Source organism: Microvirga sp. HBU67558 (assembly GCF_018069605.1).
Classification (GTDB): Bacteria; Pseudomonadota; Alphaproteobacteria; order Rhizobiales; family Beijerinckiaceae; genus Microvirga; species Microvirga terrae.
Genome location: NZ_JAGPUP010000507.1, coordinates 1 through 19,519, shown reverse-complemented (window position 1 = coordinate 19,519; position 19,519 = coordinate 1). Strand labels below are relative to the sequence as shown.

The 19,519-nt window shown below is 66.2% G+C and carries 23 protein-coding genes; 5 read left to right on the top strand and 18 right to left on the bottom strand.

Annotated features, from left to right (window positions below; all coding sequences use genetic code 11):
• Window positions 1–27 precede the first annotated feature (27 nt).
• Genes KBI52_RS12680 through KBI52_RS12670 form a run of 3 tightly spaced genes read left to right on the top strand, consistent with a single transcriptional unit; the run spans window position 28 to window position 2,262 of the window.
• Window positions 28–609: a YqaA family protein gene (locus KBI52_RS12680; RefSeq protein WP_173946695.1), complete on the top strand. Its 582-nt coding sequence runs from the start codon at window positions 28–30 to the stop codon at window positions 607–609.
• A gap of 12 nt (window positions 610–621) precedes the next feature.
• Complete coding sequence (locus tag KBI52_RS12675; RefSeq protein ID WP_173946696.1) at window positions 622–1,122, top strand: disulfide bond formation protein B; 501 nt, start codon at window positions 622–624, stop codon at window positions 1,120–1,122.
• 57 nt (window positions 1,123–1,179) lie between these two features.
• Window positions 1,180–2,262 carry a D-TA family PLP-dependent enzyme gene (locus KBI52_RS12670; protein WP_173946697.1) on the top strand — a complete coding sequence of 361 codons (1,083 nt, stop codon included), beginning with the start codon at window positions 1,180–1,182 and terminating at the stop codon, window positions 2,260–2,262.
• Between the two features lie 61 nt (window positions 2,263–2,323).
• Here KBI52_RS12670 and KBI52_RS12665 read toward each other — a convergent pair whose 3' ends face one another.
• Window positions 2,324–2,893, bottom strand: a complete 570-nt coding sequence (locus KBI52_RS12665) for an HNH endonuclease (RefSeq protein ID WP_162003246.1) — start codon at window positions 2,891–2,893, stop codon at window positions 2,324–2,326.
• A 182-nt stretch (window positions 2,894–3,075) separates the two neighbouring features.
• Here KBI52_RS12665 and KBI52_RS12660 point away from each other — a divergent pair, with 182 nt between their 5' ends.
• Window positions 3,076–3,573, top strand: coding sequence for a DedA family protein (locus KBI52_RS12660; RefSeq protein ID WP_173946717.1), 498 nt, complete (start codon window positions 3,076–3,078; stop codon window positions 3,571–3,573).
• Between the two features lie 15 nt (window positions 3,574–3,588).
• On the opposite strand, the gene KBI52_RS12655 is transcribed toward KBI52_RS12660, so the two are convergent.
• From KBI52_RS12655 to KBI52_RS12610, 10 genes are all read right to left on the bottom strand, one after another.
• Window positions 3,589–4,470, bottom strand: coding sequence for a 3-hydroxybutyryl-CoA dehydrogenase (locus tag KBI52_RS12655; RefSeq protein WP_173946698.1), 882 nt, complete (start codon window positions 4,468–4,470; stop codon window positions 3,589–3,591).
• A gap of 75 nt (window positions 4,471–4,545) precedes the next feature.
• Window positions 4,546–5,490, bottom strand: coding sequence for an electron transfer flavoprotein subunit alpha/FixB family protein (locus KBI52_RS12650; RefSeq protein ID WP_173946699.1), 945 nt, complete (start codon window positions 5,488–5,490; stop codon window positions 4,546–4,548).
• A gap of 15 nt (window positions 5,491–5,505) precedes the next feature.
• Window positions 5,506–6,255, bottom strand: a complete 750-nt coding sequence (locus KBI52_RS12645; protein ID WP_173946700.1) for an electron transfer flavoprotein subunit beta/FixA family protein — start codon at window positions 6,253–6,255, stop codon at window positions 5,506–5,508.
• A gap of 102 nt (window positions 6,256–6,357) precedes the next feature.
• Complete coding sequence (locus tag KBI52_RS12640) at window positions 6,358–7,065, bottom strand: rhomboid family intramembrane serine protease (protein WP_173946701.1); 708 nt, start codon at window positions 7,063–7,065, stop codon at window positions 6,358–6,360.
• Window positions 7,066–7,169: 104 nt separating this feature from the next.
• A complete protein-coding gene (locus KBI52_RS12635; RefSeq protein ID WP_173946702.1) occupies window positions 7,170–7,745 on the bottom strand; it encodes a cob(I)yrinic acid a,c-diamide adenosyltransferase in 576 nt (191 codons plus the stop codon).
• 25 nt (window positions 7,746–7,770) lie between these two features.
• Window positions 7,771–8,361 carry an acyloxyacyl hydrolase gene (locus KBI52_RS12630; RefSeq protein WP_173946703.1) on the bottom strand — a complete coding sequence of 197 codons (591 nt, stop codon included), beginning with the start codon at window positions 8,359–8,361 and terminating at the stop codon, window positions 7,771–7,773.
• Between the two features lie 155 nt (window positions 8,362–8,516).
• Entirely contained in the window at window positions 8,517–8,708 is a 192-nt protein-coding gene (locus KBI52_RS12625) for a twin transmembrane helix small protein (RefSeq protein WP_173946704.1), read from the bottom strand.
• 113 nt (window positions 8,709–8,821) lie between these two features.
• On the bottom strand, window positions 8,822–11,416 hold the full coding sequence (locus KBI52_RS12620) for a TIGR02302 family protein (RefSeq protein WP_210807866.1): 2,595 nt from the start codon (window positions 11,414–11,416) through the stop codon (window positions 8,822–8,824).
• A 227-nt stretch (window positions 11,417–11,643) separates the two neighbouring features.
• Window positions 11,644–12,912 carry a diaminopimelate decarboxylase gene (lysA, locus tag KBI52_RS12615; RefSeq protein WP_210807864.1) on the bottom strand — a complete coding sequence of 423 codons (1,269 nt, stop codon included), beginning with the start codon at window positions 12,910–12,912 and terminating at the stop codon, window positions 11,644–11,646.
• A gap of 9 nt (window positions 12,913–12,921) precedes the next feature.
• On the bottom strand, window positions 12,922–13,170 hold the full coding sequence (locus KBI52_RS12610) for a lipoprotein (RefSeq protein WP_210807862.1): 249 nt from the start codon (window positions 13,168–13,170) through the stop codon (window positions 12,922–12,924).
• Between the two features lie 168 nt (window positions 13,171–13,338).
• Here KBI52_RS12610 and KBI52_RS12605 point away from each other — a divergent pair, with 168 nt between their 5' ends.
• A complete protein-coding gene (locus KBI52_RS12605; protein WP_210807860.1) occupies window positions 13,339–13,986 on the top strand; it encodes a TlpA disulfide reductase family protein in 648 nt (215 codons plus the stop codon).
• On the opposite strand, the gene KBI52_RS12600 is transcribed toward KBI52_RS12605, so the two are convergent.
• The 7 genes from KBI52_RS12600 to KBI52_RS12570 all read right to left on the bottom strand — a co-directional run bounded on the left by KBI52_RS12600 (window position 13,983) and on the right by KBI52_RS12570 (window position 19,080).
• Entirely contained in the window at window positions 13,983–14,300 is a 318-nt protein-coding gene (locus tag KBI52_RS12600; RefSeq protein WP_210807858.1) for a hypothetical protein, read from the bottom strand. The genes KBI52_RS12605 and KBI52_RS12600 overlap by 4 nt on opposite strands.
• A 192-nt stretch (window positions 14,301–14,492) precedes the next feature.
• Window positions 14,493–14,828 carry a Grx4 family monothiol glutaredoxin gene (grxD, locus tag KBI52_RS12595; RefSeq protein ID WP_210807856.1) on the bottom strand — a complete coding sequence of 112 codons (336 nt, stop codon included), beginning with the start codon at window positions 14,826–14,828 and terminating at the stop codon, window positions 14,493–14,495.
• A 44-nt stretch (window positions 14,829–14,872) separates the two neighbouring features.
• Window positions 14,873–15,109, bottom strand: a complete 237-nt coding sequence (locus tag KBI52_RS12590) for a BolA family protein (protein ID WP_036362056.1) — start codon at window positions 15,107–15,109, stop codon at window positions 14,873–14,875.
• 12 nt (window positions 15,110–15,121) lie between these two features.
• Entirely contained in the window at window positions 15,122–17,332 is a 2,211-nt protein-coding gene (gene purL, locus KBI52_RS12585; protein WP_210807854.1) for a phosphoribosylformylglycinamidine synthase subunit PurL, read from the bottom strand.
• Between the two features lie 23 nt (window positions 17,333–17,355).
• A complete protein-coding gene (gene purQ / locus KBI52_RS12580; RefSeq protein WP_210807852.1) occupies window positions 17,356–18,054 on the bottom strand; it encodes a phosphoribosylformylglycinamidine synthase subunit PurQ in 699 nt (232 codons plus the stop codon).
• Between the two features lie 7 nt (window positions 18,055–18,061).
• Window positions 18,062–18,301, bottom strand: coding sequence for a phosphoribosylformylglycinamidine synthase subunit PurS (gene purS, locus KBI52_RS12575; RefSeq protein WP_173946714.1), 240 nt, complete (start codon window positions 18,299–18,301; stop codon window positions 18,062–18,064).
• 239 nt (window positions 18,302–18,540) lie between these two features.
• Window positions 18,541–19,080, bottom strand: coding sequence for a hypothetical protein (locus KBI52_RS12570; RefSeq protein WP_173946715.1), 540 nt, complete (start codon window positions 19,078–19,080; stop codon window positions 18,541–18,543).
• Window positions 19,081–19,519 lie beyond the last annotated feature (439 nt).

The following is a 19,519-nucleotide window of genomic DNA, read 5'->3' as shown; positions in this document are numbered from 1 at the left end:
ATCCGGATCTGAACCTATCGGAACCCCATGCTGAGACGCCTCTACGACTGGACCCTGTCCCTCGCGGCCCGCCCTTCGGCCCCTTACGCTTTGGCTCTTGTGTCCTTCTCCGAAAGCTCGTTCTTTCCGGTGCCGCCGGACGTGATGCTCGTGCCGATGATGCTGGCGCGGCCCGACAAGGCCTGGGCCTACGCCCTGATCTGCACCGTCGCGTCCGTCCTGGGCGGGATCCTCGGATACTTCATTGGGCTCGGCCTCTATGATTCCATCGGAGCCTGGCTGTTCCAGCTCTATGGCCTCACGGAAGGCGCCGAGACGTTCCGGCATGCCTATGCCGATTACGGCCATTGGGTGATCCTGCTGAAGGGCCTGACCCCGATCCCCTACAAGCTCGTAACCATCACGTCGGGCTTCGCGGGTTACCATCTGGGCTGGTTCATCCTGTTGTCGATCCTGACCCGCGGCGCCCGCTTCTTCATCGTGGCCCTCCTCATGAGCCAGTTCGGACCGCGCATCAAATCGATCATCGACAACCATTTCAATCTGGTGGCGACCCTGGCCATCGCGGCCTTCGTCGGGGGCTTCGTGGCCTTCCGCTACCTTTTCTAGAGGGGAGGGGCGATGCGGATCAGCCTCACGATGCGGCAGGCCACGCTGGCCGTCACCCTGGGCGCCGCGGCGACGATCGGCGGAGCGCTCGTCTTCGAGCATGTCTTCGGATATGTGCCGTGCAAGCTCTGCCTGATGCAGCGCAACCCCTATTACATTGCGATTCCGGTGGGCCTCGCGGCTGCTCTCCTGCCGCCGCGCTATGCCCGCATCGGCCTCTGGTGCCTGGCCCTGATCTTCATCGTCAGTGCAGGGCTCGGGGCCTATCACTCGGGCGTGGAATGGGGCTTCTTCGCCGGCCCGAGCGATTGCGGCGGGGGAGCCGGCGCCGGCGCAGGCAACGTGGGCGATTTCCTGAACCAGCTTCAGAACACCCGCGTGGTGAGCTGCACGGAGGCGGCCTGGCGCTTCCTCGGCCTGTCTCTGGCCGGTTGGAACGTGCTGATCTCGCTGGCGCTCGCCGCCTTCGCGGCCGCCGCGGCGGCGCGCAAGGGGATCTTCCCGGGCCGCTGACCTTGCGCCCATGGGCATCGCCCCGTTAGCCTTCGCCCAGACAGGTGGGGGAGTGACATGAGTCTCCAGGCTCTCAAGGATGAGGTCGCGCGGCAGTTCGGGACGCCCGCCGTGGTGGTCGACCTCGACGTGGTGGAGCGCAACGTCGCCCGGGTGCAGGCCCTGTGCGATGCTGCAGGCATCGCCAACCGTCCTCACATCAAGACGCACAAGAGCCCGGTGATCGCCGCCCTGCAGCGTGAGGCCGGCGCCCAGGGCCTCACCTGCCAGAAGCTCGGCGAAGCCGAAATCATGGCCGAGAGCGGTCATGATGACCTCCTCATCGCCTACAATCTCCTGGGCGAAGAGAAGCTAAACCGCCTCGGCGGCCTGCTCTCGCGGGTGAAGGTCACCGTCGCGGCCGATAATCCCGTGGTGGTGGCGGGCCTCCCGCAGGCCGCGGCCAAGGCCGGGCGCAATCTCGACGTGGTGGTGGAATGCGATACCGGCCGCAGGCGCGCCGGGGTCGAGACGCCGGCGGAAGCCGTGGCGCTCGCCCAGGAGATCGCGTCACGCCCGGGGCTCTCGTTCGCGGGCTTCATGCTGTATCCGCCGGAGAATGCCGTGGCCGAGACGCAGGCCTTCCTCGATGCGGCCACCGCCGGCGTGCGGGAGCTCGGGCTCGAACCGCGCATCGTCTCGTCGGGCGGCACCCCCAACCTGGTCCATCTCGGCAAGATCAAGGACGTCACGGAGCACCGGGCCGGCACGTCCGTGTTCAACGACCGCATGATGCTGGCAGCAGGCGTCGCCGGGCTGGAGGACTGCGCGCTGACGGTCTACGCGACGGTGGTTAGCCGCGCCGGTCCAGAGCGTGGGATTCTCGATTCCGGCTCCAAGACCCTGACCTACGATACGGGCGGGCTCGACGGCCACGGCCTGATCCTTGAGCATCCGCAGGCCAGGATCGCCCGCTTCGCCGAGGAGCACGGGTTTCTCGACCTGTCCGCCTGCAACGATCGTCCCAGCGTGGGCGACGTGGTTCGCATCGTGCCGAATCACGTCTGCGTGGTGGTGAACATGGTGGACCGGATGGTCGCGGTGCGGGGAGACACGATCGTCGGCGAGTTGCCTGTTGCGGCCCGTGGGCGTCTGACCTGAACGGCTTGCCCATAGGGAAAGCGCCGGTCGGCAGGGGCCCTGATGGCCCTGGGGACGGATCTCAGGGCTCCAGCTCGCTGTCCCAGTAGAGATAATCCATCCAGCTGTCGTGGAGATAGTTCGGCGGGAAGAGACGTCCGTTGGAGTGGAGGTCGTGGACGGTCGGGGCGAAGGGGCTCTGCCGGGGCCACATTTCCACCTCGCGGGGCAGTTTGTCCCCCTTCCTGAGGTTGCAGGGCGCACAGGCGGCGACGACGTTCTCCCAAGTGGTTTGCCCGCCCTTGGACCGGGGGATGACGTGATCGAAGGTCAGGTCCTCGCGGTCTCCGCAGTATTGGCAGCTGAAGCGGTCGCGCAGGAAGACGTTGAAGCGGGTGAAGGCCGGGTGACGTGAGGGTTTGACGTAGGTTTTGAGCGATATGACCGAGGGCAGGCGGATCTCGAAGGTCGGACTTCGCACGACCTTGTCGTATTCCGACACGATGTTGACCCTGTCCAGGAACACCGCCTTGATCGCATCCTGCCAACACCAGATGGACAAGGGGTAGTAGCTCAAAGGCCGGTAATCGGCATTGAGAACGAGGGCCGGGCAGGCCTCCGGTCGCACAACAGGCTGGACGTGTATCGTCACCTCACCTCCTCTTCACTAAGAGAAGCGTCGTATCCCGTCGGAGTAGACTATAGGCAGCATGACACTGTTGTGAAGATCCAGCCCTCGACGTTTGTGACGCACCCACAGGAAGTGCAATCTGGGCGAATCACGGCCGCGTTTCAGCGACTTGGGGGCGATCGATGAACCTTCTCCACGAAGGCTTGGCCTGGATCGAGCCGGCCATTGCGACCTATGGCGTCTGGGCTCTTCTCCTCATCCTCTACTTCGAGTCCTTCGGGGCTCCCTTGCCTGGGGAAAGCGCCCTGATCGCGGCCTCGCTCCTGGCCGCCCGGGGCGATCTCGCCATCGGCCACGTCTTTCTGGCCGCCTGGGCCGGGGCGGTCCTTGGCGACAGCACCGGCTATCTGATCGGCCGGTTCGGAGGGCGGCCCCTTCTGATCCGGTTCGGCTCCCTGGTGAAGCTCACGCCGGACCGGCTGGCCAAACTGGAGCAGACGGTGAAAACCAAAGGGTTCTTCATGGTTCTCACAGCCCGGTTCGTCGTCGTGCTGCGTCAGCTCAACGGTCTCATCGCGGGGTCGACCGGAATGCCCTGGCCCCATTTCGTCGTGGCGAATGCCCTCGGGGCCATGCTCTGGGCCGGGCTGTGGAGCTTCGGTCCCTATGTCTTCACCGATGCGTTCAGGCGGCTGATCTGACAGCCGCGCAACCTGTCAGCGGGTCGGGACGGGCTTCTCGCCCCGGTAATCGTAGAAGCCGCGCTTCGTCTTCCGTCCGAGCCAGCCGGCCTCCACGTACTTCACCAGAAGCGGGCAGGGGCGGTACTTGGAATCGGCCAGGCCCTCGTGCAGCACCTGCATGATCGACAGGCAGGTGTCCAGGCCGATGAAATCCGCGAGCTGGAGCGGGCCCATCGGGTGGTTGGCGCCGAGCCGCATGGCCGTGTCGATGGCCTCCACGGAGCCGACGCCCTCGTAGAGGGTGTAGATCGCCTCGTTGATCATCGGCAGCAGGATCCGGTTGACGATGAAGGCCGGAAAGTCCTCGGAGACCGTGGAGGTCTTGCCGAGCTTGCTGATGAACTCCTTGGCGGATTCGTAGGTCGGATCCTCGGTGGCGATGCCGCGGATCAGCTCGACGAGCTGCATCACCGGCACCGGATTCATGAAGTGGATGCCGATGAACCGTTCCGGCCGGTCGGTGGAGGCGGCAAGCCGCGTGATCGAGATCGACGACGTGTTGGTGGCGAGCATCGCGTCGGGGCGGAGCGACGGGCTGAGATTGGTGAAGATCTTGCGCTTCACCTCCTCGTTCTCGGTCGCGGCCTCGATGACGAGGTCGCAGGTCGCCAGATCGTCATAGGTGCGGGCCGGCTTGATCCGCTCGAGGGCGCCCTGCCGGTCGGCATCGGAGATGGCGCCCTTGGCGACCTGGCGGGCCATGTTGCCATTGATCGTCGCGAGCCCGGCATTGATCCGATCCTCGGAGAGATCGTTGAGCCGGACGGTGAAACCCGCCAGCGAGCAGACATGGGCGATGCCGCTTCCCATCTGCCCGGCGCCGACAACGCCAACCGTTTTGATCTCAATGCCCATCTGATCCGCTGCCTGCGTTCAATATCGAAAGCGGCCGGGCGGAGAACCCCGCCCGGTCCGTCATTATTCCTGACCTTATTGACCGGCTTTGGTCAACTCCTCCTTCAGTTCCGGCAGGATCTGGAAGAGGTCGCCGACGAGGCCGTAATCCGCCACCTGGAAGATCGGCGCCTCCTCGTCCTTGTTGATCGCCACGATCACCTTGGAATCCTTCATGCCGGCCAGATGCTGAATGGCCCCTGAAATCCCCACCGCGATGTAGAGATCGGGCGCCACCACCTTGCCGGTCTGACCCACCTGCCAGTCGTTGGGCGCATAGCCCGCATCGACGGCCGCGCGCGACGCGCCCATGGCGGCCCCGAGCGTGTCGGCGATGGGCTCGATATACTGCTTGAAGGCGTCGGCCGAGCCGAGCGAGCGCCCGCCCGAGATGATGATCTTCGCCGAGGTCAGCTCGGGCCGGTCCGATTGCTGGATCTCCTCGCCCTTGAAGCTCGACACGCCGGGATCCTCGGCGGCATTCACTGTCTCGATGGCGGCAGAGCCCCCCTCGGCGGCCGCCGGGAAGGCGGCGGTGCGCACGGTGATCACCTTCTTGGCGTCGGTGGCCTGCACGGTCTGGATGGCGTTGCCGGCATAGATCGGCCGCTCGAAGGTGTCGGGCGACACCACCTTGATGATGTCGGAGACCTGCATCACGTCGAGCAGCGCCGCAACGCGGGGCATGACGTTCTTGCCCTTGCTGGTGGCGGGCGCCACCAGGGCGTCGTAGGAACCGGCGAGCGACACGATGAGGGCTGCGGTCGGCTCGGCGAGCTGGTGCTCGTAAGCCGGGCCGTCTGCCAGCAGCACCTTCTCGACGCCCTCGAGCCTGGAGGCGGCTTCGGCAGCCGCACGCGCGCTCACGCCGGCCACCAGCACGTGGACAGGGGCGCCCAGCGCCTTCGCGGCCGAGAGCGCCTTGTGGGTAGCGTCCTTCAGGTGAGCGTTGTCGTGCTCGGCGATCAGAAGAGTGGTCATGGTTGGTCTTCTCCCTTAGAGCACGCCGGCTTCGACTTTGAGCTTCTGGACGAGTTCGGCCACGGAGCCCACCTTCACGCCCGCCTTGCGGCCGCCGGGCTCGACGGTCTTGATCACCTTCAGGCGCGGGGCCACGTCGACGCCGAGCGTCTCGGGGCTGGTCTCGTCGAGAGGCTTCTTCTTGGCCTTCATGATGTTGGGAAGCGAAGCATAGCGCGGCTCGTTGAGGCGCAGGTCCGTGGTGACGATGGCCGGCAGCTTGAGGCCCACCGTCTGCAACCCGCCGTCGACCTCGCGGGTCACGTCGATGGAGCCCTCGCCCACGTTCACCTTGAACGCGAAGGTGCCCTGCGGCCAGCCCAGCAGGGCGGCCAGCATCTGGCCGGTCTGGTTGGAATCGTCGTCGATGGCCTGCTTGCCCATGATGACGAGGTCGGGCTTCTCCTGCTCGACCACCTTGGCCAGGATCTTGGCCACGGCGAGCGGCTCCACGGTGGCGTCGGTCTTGACCAGGATGCCGCGGTCGGCCCCCATGGCAAGCGCCGTGCGGATGGTCTCAGCCGATTGCTGCGGGCCGATGGAGACGGCAACGATCTCGGTGGCCTTGCCCTGCTCCTTGAGGCGCACGGCTTCCTCGACGGCGATCTCGTCGAAGGGGTTCATGGACATCTTGATGTTGGCCAGTTCCACGCCCGACCCGTCCGGCTTCACCCGGATCTTCACGTTGTAGTCCACCACCCGCTTCACACACACCAGAAGCTTCATTCGTCTGTCCTCACCAAAGATCGGATCCGGATGGGGCCGATGACCAACCCTCCGGACATATAGGAAAAAGGCGGAAGGACCGTAATGGCCGATCCCTGATTGTCAACGCGGCGCTTGCAGTTCCTGCGCCTGGACGCGGGCGAGCACGGGATCGTAGCGGCGGCGCAGGAGAGGGGTGAGAATAGCGCCGACGATGAAGCCGCCAAGATGGGCGAACCAGCCCACGCTGTCGTCCCCGCCGAGGAAGGCCGCGGCGAACTGGAGGACGAACCAGAAGCCGATGGTCCAGTAGGCGGGCAGGTGCAGCGGGATGCCCTTCAGGAACAGGCCCCAGATCTTCACGCGCGGATAGAGGATCAGATAGGCCGCCACCACGCCCGACACGCCGCCCGACGCGCCGATCAGCGGGCGGTGAGGCTCCGTCGTGATGAAGGCATGGGCCAGGCTCGCGGCCATCCCGCAGAGCAGAAAGAACAGGATGAACCGGAGGTGCCCCATGGCATCCTCCACATTGTCGCCGAACACCCAGAGGAACAGCATGTTGCCGATCAGGTGAAACAGCGAGCCGTGCAGGAAGATGTTGGTGGCCAGAGTCAGTTCGGCAGGAACGAACGGATAACCCTCGGGCAGCACTTCCGTGCCGAACAGGACCGACGGGATGAAGCCGAACCCGCCCACCATCGCGTCCTCGCCGAGCGGGCCATAGAAGGTGGCCAGATAGGCGATGACGCAGACGCCGATCAGACACCGCGTCGCGAGCGGCGTCTTCATGTTCTTGAGTGGAACGCCATCGTGAAGCGGTAGAAACATGATTCGCTCCTAACGCATCGGACCTGAAAGGGGAATCCGCTTTTGGGAGTATTCGCCGCGCTCCTTGCCGCGTGCGGCATCGATCCTCGGGTCGGCCCGACGCGCTAGCGGTTCTGCCCGGGCACCCAGAGCACGTCGAGCGCACCCTTGTCATTCATGGAACGGGAGGCGACGAAAAGAAAGTCGGAGAGGCGGTTCAGGTATTTCACCGATTCCGCAGAAACCTTCTCGTCCGGTCTCTCCATCAGTTCGACCACATGGCGCTCCGCACGGCGGCAAACCGTGCGGGCGAGATGAAGCGCCGCCCCGGCAGGCGTGCCGCCCGGAAGGACGAAGGAGCGCAGGACGGACAGGTCGGCGTTGAGCCGGTCGATCTCCTGCTCGAGACGATCGACCTGCGCCTGCGTGACGCGCAAGGGCTCATAGGGCAGGGGCTTGTCCGTCTCGACTGTCGCCAGATCGGCGCCCAGATCGAACAGGTCGTTCTGAATGCGGCCGAGCATCGCGTCGATGTCGTGGCCGGCCGTATGAAGGCGCACGAGGCCGATGCACGCGTTGGTCTCGTCGACCGTGCCGTATGCCTCGATGCGCAGATCGTATTTCGGGCGGCGTCCGCCGGCAGCCAGCGCCGTAGTGCCCTCGTCGCCGGTGCGGGTGTAGATGCGGTTGAGGACGACCATGGCGGGCCTGACGGTTGGGATTCGGTTAGAACGAATACCCAACCCGCGCGCCGACATTCGTCAAGCCTCTATTCTCGTCCGAGCAGGTGCCGCCGTTCGAGAGATGCTCGACCGTGGCCATCACGCTCCAATTGGCGGACAGGCGCACGCCCACGGAACCCGATTCGCGAAAGAGCGGGGAACATCCGAGTTCCTGGCGATCAGCCATCGGATGATCCTTGCCGTTGTGAACGGCGCCGCCGAAGCTGCCCTCGACGAAGATGTCGGGCGTCACGTCGATGGTCCAGGACAGGCCGGCATAGGCGAAGCTCGTCCGGCCGTCGAAGTTCAGGCTGCCGCCCACATGCGGCCGTGGGATGAAATAGCTGGTGAAAAGGTCCGAGGCGGTAAAGGGCTTCGCAAAAAGGATTTCGCCGGTGAGATTGGCGGAGCCGTCGCGTCCTTCCGGGCCCCACGGATCCTGAGCGGAGAGACCAAAACGGAACTCCGACAGGATGCTTGGTTGGGTCTGGGCCTGGGAGGAACTCGTTTGCCGCTTGAAGTCGGAGCCTAGCACACCTGTCGATCCTGCAACTAGGATCAGAAGGCTCATGCCTATGGCTGGACTGATGCGCATTAAGAGATCCGTAATTCAATAAGTATCAAGGCCACCAGGCTACGCCTTTATGGCTAACGTTGTCTTAATACAAAGCGTGGCGAAAAAGTGTCAATACGGAGGTGTGCGATCCACAATGTGGACAATGGCCGCGGCTTTCCACCAGTGTCCCAACGTCATGCAGCCCGCCACCAGATCACGCCCATGATCACGATGATGGCGAGAAACTGCAGCAGCACGCGCAGTCTCATGAGATGCTGCGACCGATTGGGATTGCCGCCGCGCAGCATGTTGATCAGCCCCAGAAGCAGCACGAACGCGACGGCCACCACCGCGATCGGGACCAGCAGATCGGCAAAACTCGTCATCGTGATTCCATCGAAAGATTCAGGCGACCGTGGCCCGAACCTGCGGGAGAGGCAAGAGGCCTGGCGGCACTAAGTATGGAACGATGCGCAGCCGAGCGACCGATGCTCCGGGGTCAGTTCCGGCGCAGCAGCCGCTCGAAGTAGTCGAGCTCTTCCTGCGGCCGGCTCGGATCGCCCAGCTTGCGCCGCAATTCCTCCAGAATCCGCTGCGCGCGTTGCGCGGGCGACTGGCTGGCGCTCGGCACTTCCACGCGGCCGTCGGAATAGTCCCGGTTGCGCATGGGGCGGCCGAGCGGATCGTTGTCGCGCTGGCCCGTCTGCTGGTTGCCCTGGGGGTTGCCCTGGCCGGGCTGGTCCCCGGCCTGTTCGTTCCCCTGGCCGTCGCCCTGCTGCATCTGCTGCATCTGCTGGGCCATGCCCTGCATGCCGCGACGGAGGCTTTCGAGCGCCCGTCCCTGCGCGTCGACCGCAGGACCGTCCTGGCCCTGACCAAGAGCGCCTTCGGCATCGCGCATGGCCTGCTCGGCATCGCCGAGACCCTGCTCGTTCTGCATGCCCATGCCCTGCATGCGCCGCTGCAACTCCTCCAGCCTTTGCCGCAGGGCCTCCTGTCTCTGCTTCAGGCCGAGGGGGTCCTGATCCTGGCCGCCCTGGCCGTTTTCCGCCTGCTCCTGACCGTCGCCCTGTTGGCCTTGCTGGCGCTGTCCCTGTTGGCGCTGGCCCTGACGCTGCCCCTGCTGGCGCTGCCCGTTGCGGTCGCCCTGCTGCATGCGCCGGTTCTGGCCGTCGCGGAAGGTCTCGTCGCGCAGGTTCTGCTGCTCGCGGGCCATGTCCTCCAGGTCCTGCATGGCCTGGTTCATCTCGCGTCCGAGCGGATCGGTCATGCGGCTGTTGGGTTGGGCCGTCTGCAGGTTCTCGAGGATATTGCGCAGCTGCTCGAGCAGGCGCTGGGCCTCGGCCACGTCGCCGCGGCGCATGGCGTCCTCCATCTGGCGTAGCATCCGGTTGAGGTCGTCCTGCGAGATCATCCGGTCGGGCGGCGTGCGCTGGCTCTGGTCCTGCGACTGCTGGTTCTGCTGCATGCGCTGGGCGAATTCCCGCAGGAATTTGTCCATGGCCTGGCGCAACTCGTCGGTCAGGCGCCGGATCTCGTCGTCCGTGGCGCCCCGGTCCATGGCCTCCTTCAGGCGCTCCTGGGCGGCGCGCAGCTCGCGCTCCGCATCGGACAGGTTGCCGTCCTCGATCTGCAGCGCCATGGTCCAGAGCCAGTCGGCCACGTCGAGCAGGTCCTGATCGGTCTTAGCGACCCGCAGGCGCTCCGCACCGGTCCGCAATCCCATGAACACGCCCCATTGCGGGGTATATTCGTCCGGCGCGATGAGCAGGGCGTCGAGAGCCACCTGGACGCGCTTGCGGTCGTCCGGCGCGAGCACCAGGTTGCGCCGCTGCTCGACCAACGCCTTGGCGAGCGGTTTCGTGAAGGGACGCTGCGGCAGGGTGAAGGTGACCGCCTCGCTCAGGGCCTCCTGACCGGCCTCGTCCTTGGCTTTGAGGCGGATCGTCACGGGGGCGCCCGCCCAGGCATGGTTCGTGAGATCGACCGGGGACTTGGTGTCCGGTGCGTTCTCCTCATGGCTCGGAAGGGCGAGCGTGAGCTGAGGGGCAGGCACCAGGGAGCGCCCCTTGCTGGCGTCGGCCTTCTCGACGATGCCGTCGAGGGACGCGATGCCGTAATCGTCCCGGCCCTTGTAGCTCAGGGTGAAGGTGCCGCGCGCATTGACCTCGGGGGGTGTCGTGAAGGCGATCTCCGGCAGCCGGTCGGGAATGGCCTCGATGGTCAGGGTCACGCTGTGCGCGAAGCCCGTTCTGACCGTCAGCTCGCTCGAGCCGTCGAGGGTGTAGCGCTCCTCGCGCATGTCGGCGCGCTGGTTGGCCTTGGGCGGGAGCAGCGTCAGGCCCTTGCCCGGCGTGACCTCCGCGCTGCCCTCGCCGGCGATCCGGATCACGACGGTCGAATGGATCGGCGCGCGCAGGCTCTGCCCCCGGGCCAGGTCGATCATGAGCGGCGGCGTGCGGGTATAGAGCGGCGGGTCGATCCATCCGTCGATGCGGAACGACGGGGAGGCGGTCTCGACCCTGCGCCAGTCGAAGGCCGCGGCGAGCCGCGAGCCGATCTCGGGCCCGGCGATGAACGCGCTCGTCACCAGGGCGAGAAGCCCTGCGGCGCGCAGGGCATAGCGGTCGCGCTTGGCCATATCGGGCTGCGGCAGGCCGACCCGCATGCGGCCGACGGCATCTTCCGCCCGCTTGCGATGAAGCGCCCACAGGGCCTTGGTGCCGGGATCCGCCGATCCGAGGGCCAGGGTGTCGTCGAGAACGCGGGCCGGACCGTGGGTGAGCCCCGTCTCCCGGTCGAGCCGGTCGAGCGCGCGCGTCCGGCTGGGCATGCGCAGGCGCAGAAGCGGCCAGAGCGACAGGAGGAAAGCGGCTGCGAACAGCCCCAGGCCGATGGTGCGCCACAGGGGCGAGGCGTCGAGCCAGAGGCCAAGCCAGGAGAGGGTCAGAAACAGCAAGACGATGGCGAAGGGCAGCCAGAGCCGGGGCCAGGCCTCCTCCCACCAGAGAGACCAGCGCGCATGAGTGACCAAGCGCCCGAACCGCTGGTTCAGGGGACTGCGCCCAGGCGTCGGGTTCGAGCCGTCGCTCATGCAAAATATCTCCCGCTGCACCGCGCGTGCAGATAACCCCCACCGAAAAAGCTAGCACGCGGACCCCGAATGACCAGCGGTCAATTGGGCGCGGCGCTTCAAGAAGAGGTGACCGGCCATCACCGCTCAGGCTGGCGCCGGATGATGGTCAATCCTTGGAGCGGGACATTGTTCGAGAAGGGCCGCGGATTCCGCACGATGCGGGCCCCGGCTGACGGGAGGCCTCGTCAGCCGAGCCAGCCCGGGACCCGGTCGAGCCCGATCAGCTCGTCATAGGCCGGGCGCGGGCGCACCACCGCGTGATCCTCGCCGCGGACGAGCACCTCGGGCACCAGGGGGCGCGTGTTGTAGGTGCTGGCCTGGACCGCCCCGTAGGCGCCGGCCGTCATGATGGCGATGAGGTCGCCCGCCTTCACGGCCGGCATGTCGCGGGACAGGGCGAGATAATCGCCGGTCTCGCAGACGGGCCCGACCACGTCGGCGACGATCCGCGGCGCGTCCGGGGCGGCCGCGACGACCGGCTTGATGTCGTGGTGGGCCTCGTAGAGCGTCGGGCGGATGAGATCGTTCATCGCCGCGTCGACGATCACGAAGGGCTTGTCGGCGCCCTGCTTCACGTAGATCACCCGGGCGACGAGCACGCCCGCATTGCCGGCGATCATGCGGCCCATCTCGAACACGAGCTTGAGGCCGAGATCCCTGGTATGGCGCTTGATGATCGCCGCATAGGCCTGCGGATCGGGCGGGGGCTCGTTGTCCTCCCGATAGGGCACGCCGAGGCCGCCGCCGAGATCGATGTGGTGCAGCCGGTGGCCGTCCGCCATCAGGTCGCGGGCGAGTTCGGCGAGGAGCGCGGTCGCGTTGTCGTAGGGGGCCAGATCGGTGATCTGGCTGCCAATATGCATGTCGACGCCGGTGATCTCGATGCCTCTGAGAGCGGCCGCCCGGGCATAGACCTCGCGGGCGCGGGTAATGGGGATGCCGAACTTGTTCTCGGACTTGCCGGTCGAGATCTTGGCGTGGGTCTTGGCGTCCACGTCCGGATTGATGCGCACCGACACGGGAGCGCGCAGGCCCTTCGAGAGCGCGACCTCGGAGAGCGCTTCGAGCTCCGGCTCCGATTCCACGTTGAAGCAAAGGATGCCGCTCTCGAGCGCGAAGGCCATTTCGGCTTTCGTTTTGCCGACGCCGGAGAAGACGATGCGCTCGCCCGGCACACCGGCTGCGAGCGCGCGGCGAAGCTCGCCCTCGGACACGATATCCATGCCGGCACCCAGGCGGCCGAGCGTCCGGAGCACGGCCTGGTTGGAATTAGCCTTCATGGCGTAGCAGACCAAGGCGTCCGTATCGGCGAAGGACTCGGCGAAGACCCGGTAGTGCCGCTCCAGGGTGGCCGAGGAATAGCAATAGAACGGGGTCCCGACCTCGTCCGCGAGGCGGCGCAGATCGACGCCTTCCGCGTGGAGGACGCCGTCACGATAGGCGAAATGGTGCATCGAAAAGGCCTAAAGCAGCGGGTCGAGGATAAACGGCTTGTTCGGGATCGTGTAGCCCCGGTTCGCCTGGGAGCGGGGCGTGCCGACCGGGGAGGGCAGGGTGGCGTCGCTCGCCGGGGTCTGCGTCTGGGTCTCTGCCGCCTGTGCGGAAGCGTCCGGCGGCGGCTCGAGCGCGCCGCGACGGCCGCAGGCGGTCAGACCGAGGGCGAGAAGGCCGCAAACCAGGATGGCGCGAGGAAGGGTCAGGCTGGACGACATTACAGACTCCGAAACGTGGCCGCACCATAACGGCAAGCGGTGCCGGATGCGAGAGGCAAGGTGAGGATTGCAACAGGCTGAACACTCAACGCTTTCGTGATGGGACGGACGGCCGCGCTCCCGCATTCGGGCTTGAGGCCGGGGCCGAAAAGCGCCACATCACGGCGCATGCCGAACTCATCGAAATCCCGAACAGGCTGGCTCCTCGGTCTCGCGGCTCTCGCGGTCGCTGGGGCCGGTGCGGCCTGGTATGGCGTCTCGCCCCGCGATCCCATGGCGGCGGGGGTTGCCGAATGCCGCGCCTCGAGGCCGACTTCAGAGCGCCTGAAGCCGCTGGCGAGGGGCGAGGTGGCGGCCGTCGGGGTGAGCAATGCTCCGAAGCCGCCGCCGGTGATCGCCTTCACGGGCCCCGAGGGCCAGCCGATGAACCTGTCGGATTTCAAGGGTCGGACGATCCTGGTCAATCTCTGGGCGACCTGGTGCGTGCCCTGCCGCGAGGAGATGCCGGCCCTCGACAAGCTGCAGGCCGAGCTCGGCGGCCCCGATTTCCAGGTCGTGGCCATCAATGTGGATACCCGCAACCGCGAGAAGCCGAAGGCCTGGCTGCAGGAGAACGGCATCAGGAACCTGGCCTACCACGCCGATCCCGAGGGCAAGCTCCTGCAGGTGCTGCAGAAATCCGGCCACGTGGTGGGGCTGCCGACCACCTTCGTGGTCGATGCCGCGGGTTGCGAGATCGCCCTGCTCAAAGGCCCGGCCCACTGGGCGTCGCCCGATGCCGTCACGTTCATGAAGACGGCGTTAGGCCGGTCCTAGACCGGAAGCGCCCCGCCGCCGTCCGGAACGCCGATCGTGCCGGAATAGGCCGGCTTCGACAGGCGCCAGGGACGGTCCATGGCCTGCCTCGCCTCCCTGCGCTCGAGCCGGCGCGGCGTGCCGTCGGCCAGGATCTCCTCGATCACCAGGAAGCCCAGCGCCTGCAGCATGACGGCCGCCATCTTGGTGGCCCGGTCGTCGGCCCGGATGGACAGGGAGCCGGCCGCGTAGATGCGCTCCATCAGGCTCCTGGGATGATGCGCCACGGGCGACCGCGGCTTGAAGGCAACGACATTCGTCTCCGGTTCGATCATGGAACAGCCCCTTCTCGCCGCTCCTTCTTATTCTGTGGTGAGCGGCGCTTCTGTTGCATTCAGCACAATTCATTGTGCCGGAAACTGAGCCGTTTAAGGAATGCGACATAAGACGCCCCTGATCTGCGGAGGGCGCATGAAAAAGGCGGGGCCAACGCCCCGCCTCGCATCTCTTGAAGGGGAATGCCGGCCTCAGGCGCTCTGCTGGACCGGGATGCCCTTGTCGGCGAAGAGCTGCTGCAACTCGCCGGCCTGGAACATCTCGCGGGTGATGTCGCAGCCGCCGACGAACTCGCCCTTCACGTAGAGCTGGGGAATGGTCGGCCAGTTGGAATAGTCCTTGATACCCTGGCGGATGGTCTCGTCCTCGAGCACGTTGACGCCCTTGTAGGGCACGCCGAGGTAGTTGAGGATCTGGACCACTTGGCCCGAGAACCCGCACATGGGGAATTGCGGCGTGCCCTTCATGAACAGCACGACGTCGTTGGACTTCACTTCGTTGTCGATGATCTGGTTGGCGTCAGCCATGGAATTCTCCTTCGTCCCGACGGTCAAGGCGCCGGGCTCGCGTCTCAATTGTCGGGTGCCACGGTCGTCAATGCAAGGGCATGAAGCACGCCTCCCATGCGTCCTTGCAGCGCCGCATAGACCATCTGGTGCTGCTGCACCCGGGACTTCCCCTTGAAGGCCGAGGAGGTGACGGTGGCGGCATAGTGATCGCCGTCGCCGGCCAGATCCTTGATCTCGACCACCGCGTCCGGCAGGGCGGCTTTGATCATGCTTTCGATGTCATGGGCGTTCATGGGCATGGATCAAACTCCTCAGGACTTGCCGGTCATGTAGTCCGGCAGCCAAGCTTCGTGGGCTGCCTTCAACTGCTTCAGGGATATGGCCTGCCGACCCGGCAGAATCAACGAATCTCCGCCGGTGAGCCCCAGCGTCACGGCCGGGATGCCGACCGCGCCCGCCTCGTAGAGGATGTCGGCCGCCACATCCTCGTCGACGGCGAGGAGGTAACGGGCCTGATCCTCGCCGAACAGGAAGGCATGGAGGGGGAAGCCCTCGGGATAGGCGGTGATCTCGGCCCCCACATGGCCCGCCATGGCCATCTCGGCGAGCGCGAGCGCGATGCCGCCGTCCGAGACGTCGTGCACGGTGGTCACCTGGCCGGAGCGGATCAGCTGGCGCACGAAGTCGCCGTTGCGCTTCTCCAGGGCCAGATCCACCGGCGGCGGAGCGCCCTCCTCGCGGCCGCAGACGTCGCGCAGGTAGATCGACTGGCCGAGCCATCCGCGGGTGGCCCCGATGAGGAGGATCGCCTCGCCCTCGCGCCTGAACGCGATGGAGGCGTTCACCGTCACGTCATCGAGGAGCCCGACCCCGCCGATGGCGGGCGTCGGCAGGATGCCCTGGCCGTTGGTCTCGTTGTAGAGCGAGACGTTGCCGGACACGACCGGGAAATCGAGCGCCTTGCAGGCCTCGCCGATGCCCCGGATGCAGCCGACGAACTGTCCCATGGATTCGGGACGCTCGGGGCTGGCGAAGTTGAGGTTGTCGGTGATCGCCAGCGGCAGGCCACCGACCGCCGTGATGTTGCGCCAGGCCTCGGCCACCGCCTGCTTGCCGCCCTCGAAGGGGTCGGCCTCGCAGTAGCGCGGGGTCACGTCGGTGGTGAGCGCCAGACCCTTCGGGCCGTCCTCGACCCGCACGATGGCGGCGTCGCCGCCCGGCGTCTGGACCGTGTTGCCGAGGATCAGGTGGTCGTACTGCTCCCAGACCCAGCGCTTCGAGCACTGGTCCGGCGAGCCGACGAGCTTGAGGAGCGCCTCGGCCTCGGACACTGGGGCCTTCACGCTGTCGGGCGCGATCACGGGCTGCCGGGGGCTTTCCACCCAGGGGCGGTCGTAGAGCGGGGCCTCGTCGCCGAGTTCCTTGATCGGCAGGTCGGCCTTCACCTCGCCCTGATGCTTGATGACGAAGCGCAGGGTGTCGGTGGTCCTGCCGATGACGGCGAAGTCCAGGCCCCACTTGTGGAAGATGGCCTCGGCTTGGTTCTCCATGCCGGGCTTGAGCACCATGAGCATGCGCTCCTGGCTCTCGGAGAGCATCATCTCGTAGGCGGTCATGCCTTCTTCGCGGCAGGGCACCTTGTCGAGGTCGAGCTCGATGCCGAGATTGCCCTTCGCGCCCATTTCGACGGCCGAGCTGGTCAGGCCCGCCGCGCCCATGTCCTGGATGGCGATGACAGCGCCGGATTTCATCAGCTCGAGGCAGGCCTCCAGCAAGAGCTTCTCGGCGAAGGGGTCGCCGACCTGAACGGTGGGGCGCTTCTCCTCCGAGGATTCGTCGAACTCGGCGGACGCCATCGTGGCGCCATGGATCCCGTCGCGGCCGGTCTTCGAGCCGAGATAGACGATCGGGTTCCCGACGCCCGTCGCCTTGGCGTAGAAGATCTCGTCGGTGCGCGCGAGGCCCACCGCCATGGCGTTGACCAGGATGTTGCCGTTGTAGCGCTTGTCGAAGCCCACGCTGCCGCCCACCGTCGGCACGCCGAAGGAATTGCCGTAGCCGCCGATGCCCGCGACCACGCCGGAAACCAGGTGAGGGGTCTTGGGATGGTCTGGCTCGCCGAAGCGCAGGAAGTTGAGCGACGCGATGGGCCGCGCCCCCATGGTGAACACGTCGCGCAGGATGCCGCCGACCCCGGTCGCCGCGCCCTGATAGGGCTCGATGAAGGACGGGTGGTTATGGCTCTCCATCTTGAAGATACAGGCCAGTCCGTCGCCGATATCGATCACGCCGGCGTTCTCGCCCGGACCCTGGATGACCCAGGGAGCCTGCGTGGGCAGGCCGCGCAGGTGGATGCGGGAGGACTTGTACGAGCAGTGCTCGTTCCACATGGCCGACACGATGCCGAGCTCGGTGATGGTCGGCTCGCGGCCGATCAGGTTCACGAAGCGCTCGTATTCGTCCGGCTTCAGCCCGTGCTCCTTGACCAGCTCCGGGGTGATGGCGACGTCGTTGCGGATCATCGGGGTCTCGTAATCTGGAGGGATCAGGCGGCGCGGGGGAAGGACGACACGAGGCTCTCGAACAGGCCGCGTCCGTCGGTGCCGCCCACGAGGTCTTCGATCAGGTTTTCCGGATGGGGCATCATGCCGAGCACGTTGAGCTTCTCGGAATAGATGCCCGCGATGGAGTTCATGGAGCCGTTGCGGTTGGCATCCTGCGTGGTGTGGCCCTGGGGGTCGGAATAGCGGAACGCCACCAGGCCTTCGCCCTCGAGCCGCTTCAGGGTCTCCGCGTCGGCCGTGTAATTGCCCTCGCCATGCGCCACGCAGACGTCGATGGCCTGGCCCTTGGCATAGGCCCGGGTGAAGGCGGTGTCGTTGCGCTCGACCCTCAGGAACTGCCGGTGGCAGATGAACCTGAGATTGGCGTTGCGCATCAGGATGCCGGGGAGAAGCCCGGATTCGCACAGGATCTGGAAGCCGTTGCAGATGCCGAGCACGAGGCCGCCCCGCGCCGCATGGGCGCGCACCGCGTCCATCACGGTGGCGCGGCCGGCGATTGCCCCGCAACGCAGATAATCCCCGTAGGAGAAGCCTCCCGGCAGGACCACGAGATCCGTGCCCTGCGGCAGCTCGGTCTCGGCATGCCAGACCTTCTCCACCTGGGATCCGGCCGATTGGAGCGCCCGCAGCACATCGCCTTCGCGATTGGAGCCGGGGAAGACGATGACGGCAGATTTCATGGGAGCCTCACGCGATCTCGACGCGGTAATTCTCGATGACGGTGTTGGCGAGGAGCTTCTCGCAGGCGGCCTTGAGGGCGGCTTCCGCCTTGGCCTTGTCCGTGGTGCCGAGCTCGATGTCGAAGACCTTGCCCTGGCGCACGCCGTCGATGCCCTCGACGCCGAGCGACTTGAGGGCTCCTTCGATGGCCTTGCCTTGGGGATCGAGAACGCCGTTCTTGAGGGTCACGGTGACACGCGCTTTCATGGGGGCCTCGGGCTGTTAAGATTTGGCCAAGGCCATAAAGAATTTAGCCGCAGGAGACAACGGGCTAGAGCATCGGACCCAGAAGTGATTTTGTACCTTCGGGATTTATCCGATGCTGGATCCCTCAAGCGTCGCATCATCGAAAGCGGAAAACCGGGTCCATTGTTCGCAGATGCGCGAGAGCATGATCCGGTGAAGTGGCTGTCGGTTCAATGCAGGAACATGCGTCAGGCGCGGATTCATGTGCCTAATTCGCGGGCAGCGACGTCCTTGGCCGTCTCGCGCACCGCATCCGGCGCCTCGCCGATCACCAGGACGACCTCGAGATCGGCCCCGGAACGACGCCCGAGCGCGGCCCCGTAGGCCGGCCGCTTGCTGCCATCGGCAGGCGCGAGATCGATCACGAAGCCCGGGTAGGGCGCATCCTTGAGGCGCGCCACGGTGATCCTGGTTCTGACGGGCCTGTCCCGGCCGACCGGCGAGCGCAGCGCCCGGGCCAGTCGCTCCGGATCCTTCAGGAGGGCATCCGTGAGATCCGCATCCTGTCCGGTCAGGCGGATGACGCTCACCGCCAGACCCGGGCCGCATTCGGGCGGGGCGCAGAAGGCCAGGGCCACCGGCTCAGCCCGGTCCTCGGCCAGCCATTTGCGCAGGGGCAGGGCATCCCACGGCCTGTCGGACGGCAGGCCGGCCACCTGGCGGGGAATGTAGCCGCAGCCCACGACGGACAGAGCAAGAGCCAGGATCGGAACGCTGAAACGCAACAGGCGGAAAGGCATGGCCCCATCTATGCGCGAAACAGGCCGGCGGGTCGATGGCTTTCTGTCACGCCGGCCGTTCTTGGCACGGACAATGAGCGGGTGCCGCCGTCCCGATCGCGGACTCCCGCCGTGCTCGCCCCACGCCGTTTTGGCTGGGCGGGCCATTCCAAGTCATCACTCGCCCCTCGTCGCAACCTCCGGTCCGTCCTGACACCCTTACGTCATGACTACCCACCACGTCATGGCCGGGCTTGTCCCGGCCATCCCGATTGGAAGAGCAGAGCGCCTTACGGATCGGGATCACCGGCACAGGGCCGGTGATGACGTGCGGGTGAGGATGAGAGGGTGAGCTCGAGCTGGTGAGGTCATGTTCTCACTTTGTTCTTGACAGATCGATCAAGCTAAGCTATATCATGGCGCAGATCGGTTCCTTCGAGGGGCGCGCTCGCGAGGCGTC

Excerpts from the sequence above, each read along its gene's own strand:
- purL (WP_210807854.1), bottom strand. The coding sequence starts at position 17,332 with ATGATCCGCAACGACGTCGCCATCACCCCGGAGCTGGTCAAGGAGCAC.
- lysA (WP_210807864.1), bottom strand. The coding sequence starts at position 12,912 with ATGCACCATTTCGCCTATCGTGACGGCGTCCTCCACGCGGAAGGCGTC.
- KBI52_RS12605 (WP_210807860.1), top strand. The coding sequence starts at position 13,339 with ATGCCGAACTCATCGAAATCCCGAACAGGCTGGCTCCTCGGTCTCGCG.
- KBI52_RS12590 (WP_036362056.1), bottom strand. The coding sequence starts at position 15,109 with ATGCCCATGAACGCCCATGACATCGAAAGCATGATCAAAGCCGCCCTG.
- KBI52_RS12600 (WP_210807858.1), bottom strand. The coding sequence starts at position 14,300 with ATGATCGAACCGGAGACGAATGTCGTTGCCTTCAAGCCGCGGTCGCCC.
- KBI52_RS12620 (WP_210807866.1), bottom strand. The coding sequence starts at position 11,416 with ATGAGCGACGGCTCGAACCCGACGCCTGGGCGCAGTCCCCTGAACCAG.
- KBI52_RS12640 (WP_173946701.1), bottom strand. The coding sequence starts at position 7,065 with ATGTTTCTACCGCTTCACGATGGCGTTCCACTCAAGAACATGAAGACG.
- purS (WP_173946714.1), bottom strand. The coding sequence starts at position 18,301 with ATGAAAGCGCGTGTCACCGTGACCCTCAAGAACGGCGTTCTCGATCCC.
- KBI52_RS12680 (WP_173946695.1), top strand. The coding sequence starts at position 28 with ATGCTGAGACGCCTCTACGACTGGACCCTGTCCCTCGCGGCCCGCCCT.
- KBI52_RS12570 (WP_173946715.1), bottom strand. The coding sequence starts at position 19,080 with ATGCCTTTCCGCCTGTTGCGTTTCAGCGTTCCGATCCTGGCTCTTGCT.
- KBI52_RS12630 (WP_173946703.1), bottom strand. The coding sequence starts at position 8,361 with ATGCGCATCAGTCCAGCCATAGGCATGAGCCTTCTGATCCTAGTTGCA.
- KBI52_RS12610 (WP_210807862.1), bottom strand. The coding sequence starts at position 13,170 with ATGTCGTCCAGCCTGACCCTTCCTCGCGCCATCCTGGTTTGCGGCCTT.
- KBI52_RS12635 (WP_173946702.1), bottom strand. The coding sequence starts at position 7,745 with ATGGTCGTCCTCAACCGCATCTACACCCGCACCGGCGACGAGGGCACT.
- grxD (WP_210807856.1), bottom strand. The coding sequence starts at position 14,828 with ATGGCTGACGCCAACCAGATCATCGACAACGAAGTGAAGTCCAACGAC.
- KBI52_RS12670 (WP_173946697.1), top strand. The coding sequence starts at position 1,180 with ATGAGTCTCCAGGCTCTCAAGGATGAGGTCGCGCGGCAGTTCGGGACG.
- KBI52_RS12675 (WP_173946696.1), top strand. The coding sequence starts at position 622 with ATGCGGATCAGCCTCACGATGCGGCAGGCCACGCTGGCCGTCACCCTG.
- KBI52_RS12625 (WP_173946704.1), bottom strand. The coding sequence starts at position 8,708 with ATGACGAGTTTTGCCGATCTGCTGGTCCCGATCGCGGTGGTGGCCGTC.
- purQ (WP_210807852.1), bottom strand. The coding sequence starts at position 18,054 with ATGAAATCTGCCGTCATCGTCTTCCCCGGCTCCAATCGCGAAGGCGAT.
- KBI52_RS12655 (WP_173946698.1), bottom strand. The coding sequence starts at position 4,470 with ATGGGCATTGAGATCAAAACGGTTGGCGTTGTCGGCGCCGGGCAGATG.
- KBI52_RS12645 (WP_173946700.1), bottom strand. The coding sequence starts at position 6,255 with ATGAAGCTTCTGGTGTGTGTGAAGCGGGTGGTGGACTACAACGTGAAG.
- KBI52_RS12650 (WP_173946699.1), bottom strand. The coding sequence starts at position 5,490 with ATGACCACTCTTCTGATCGCCGAGCACGACAACGCTCACCTGAAGGAC.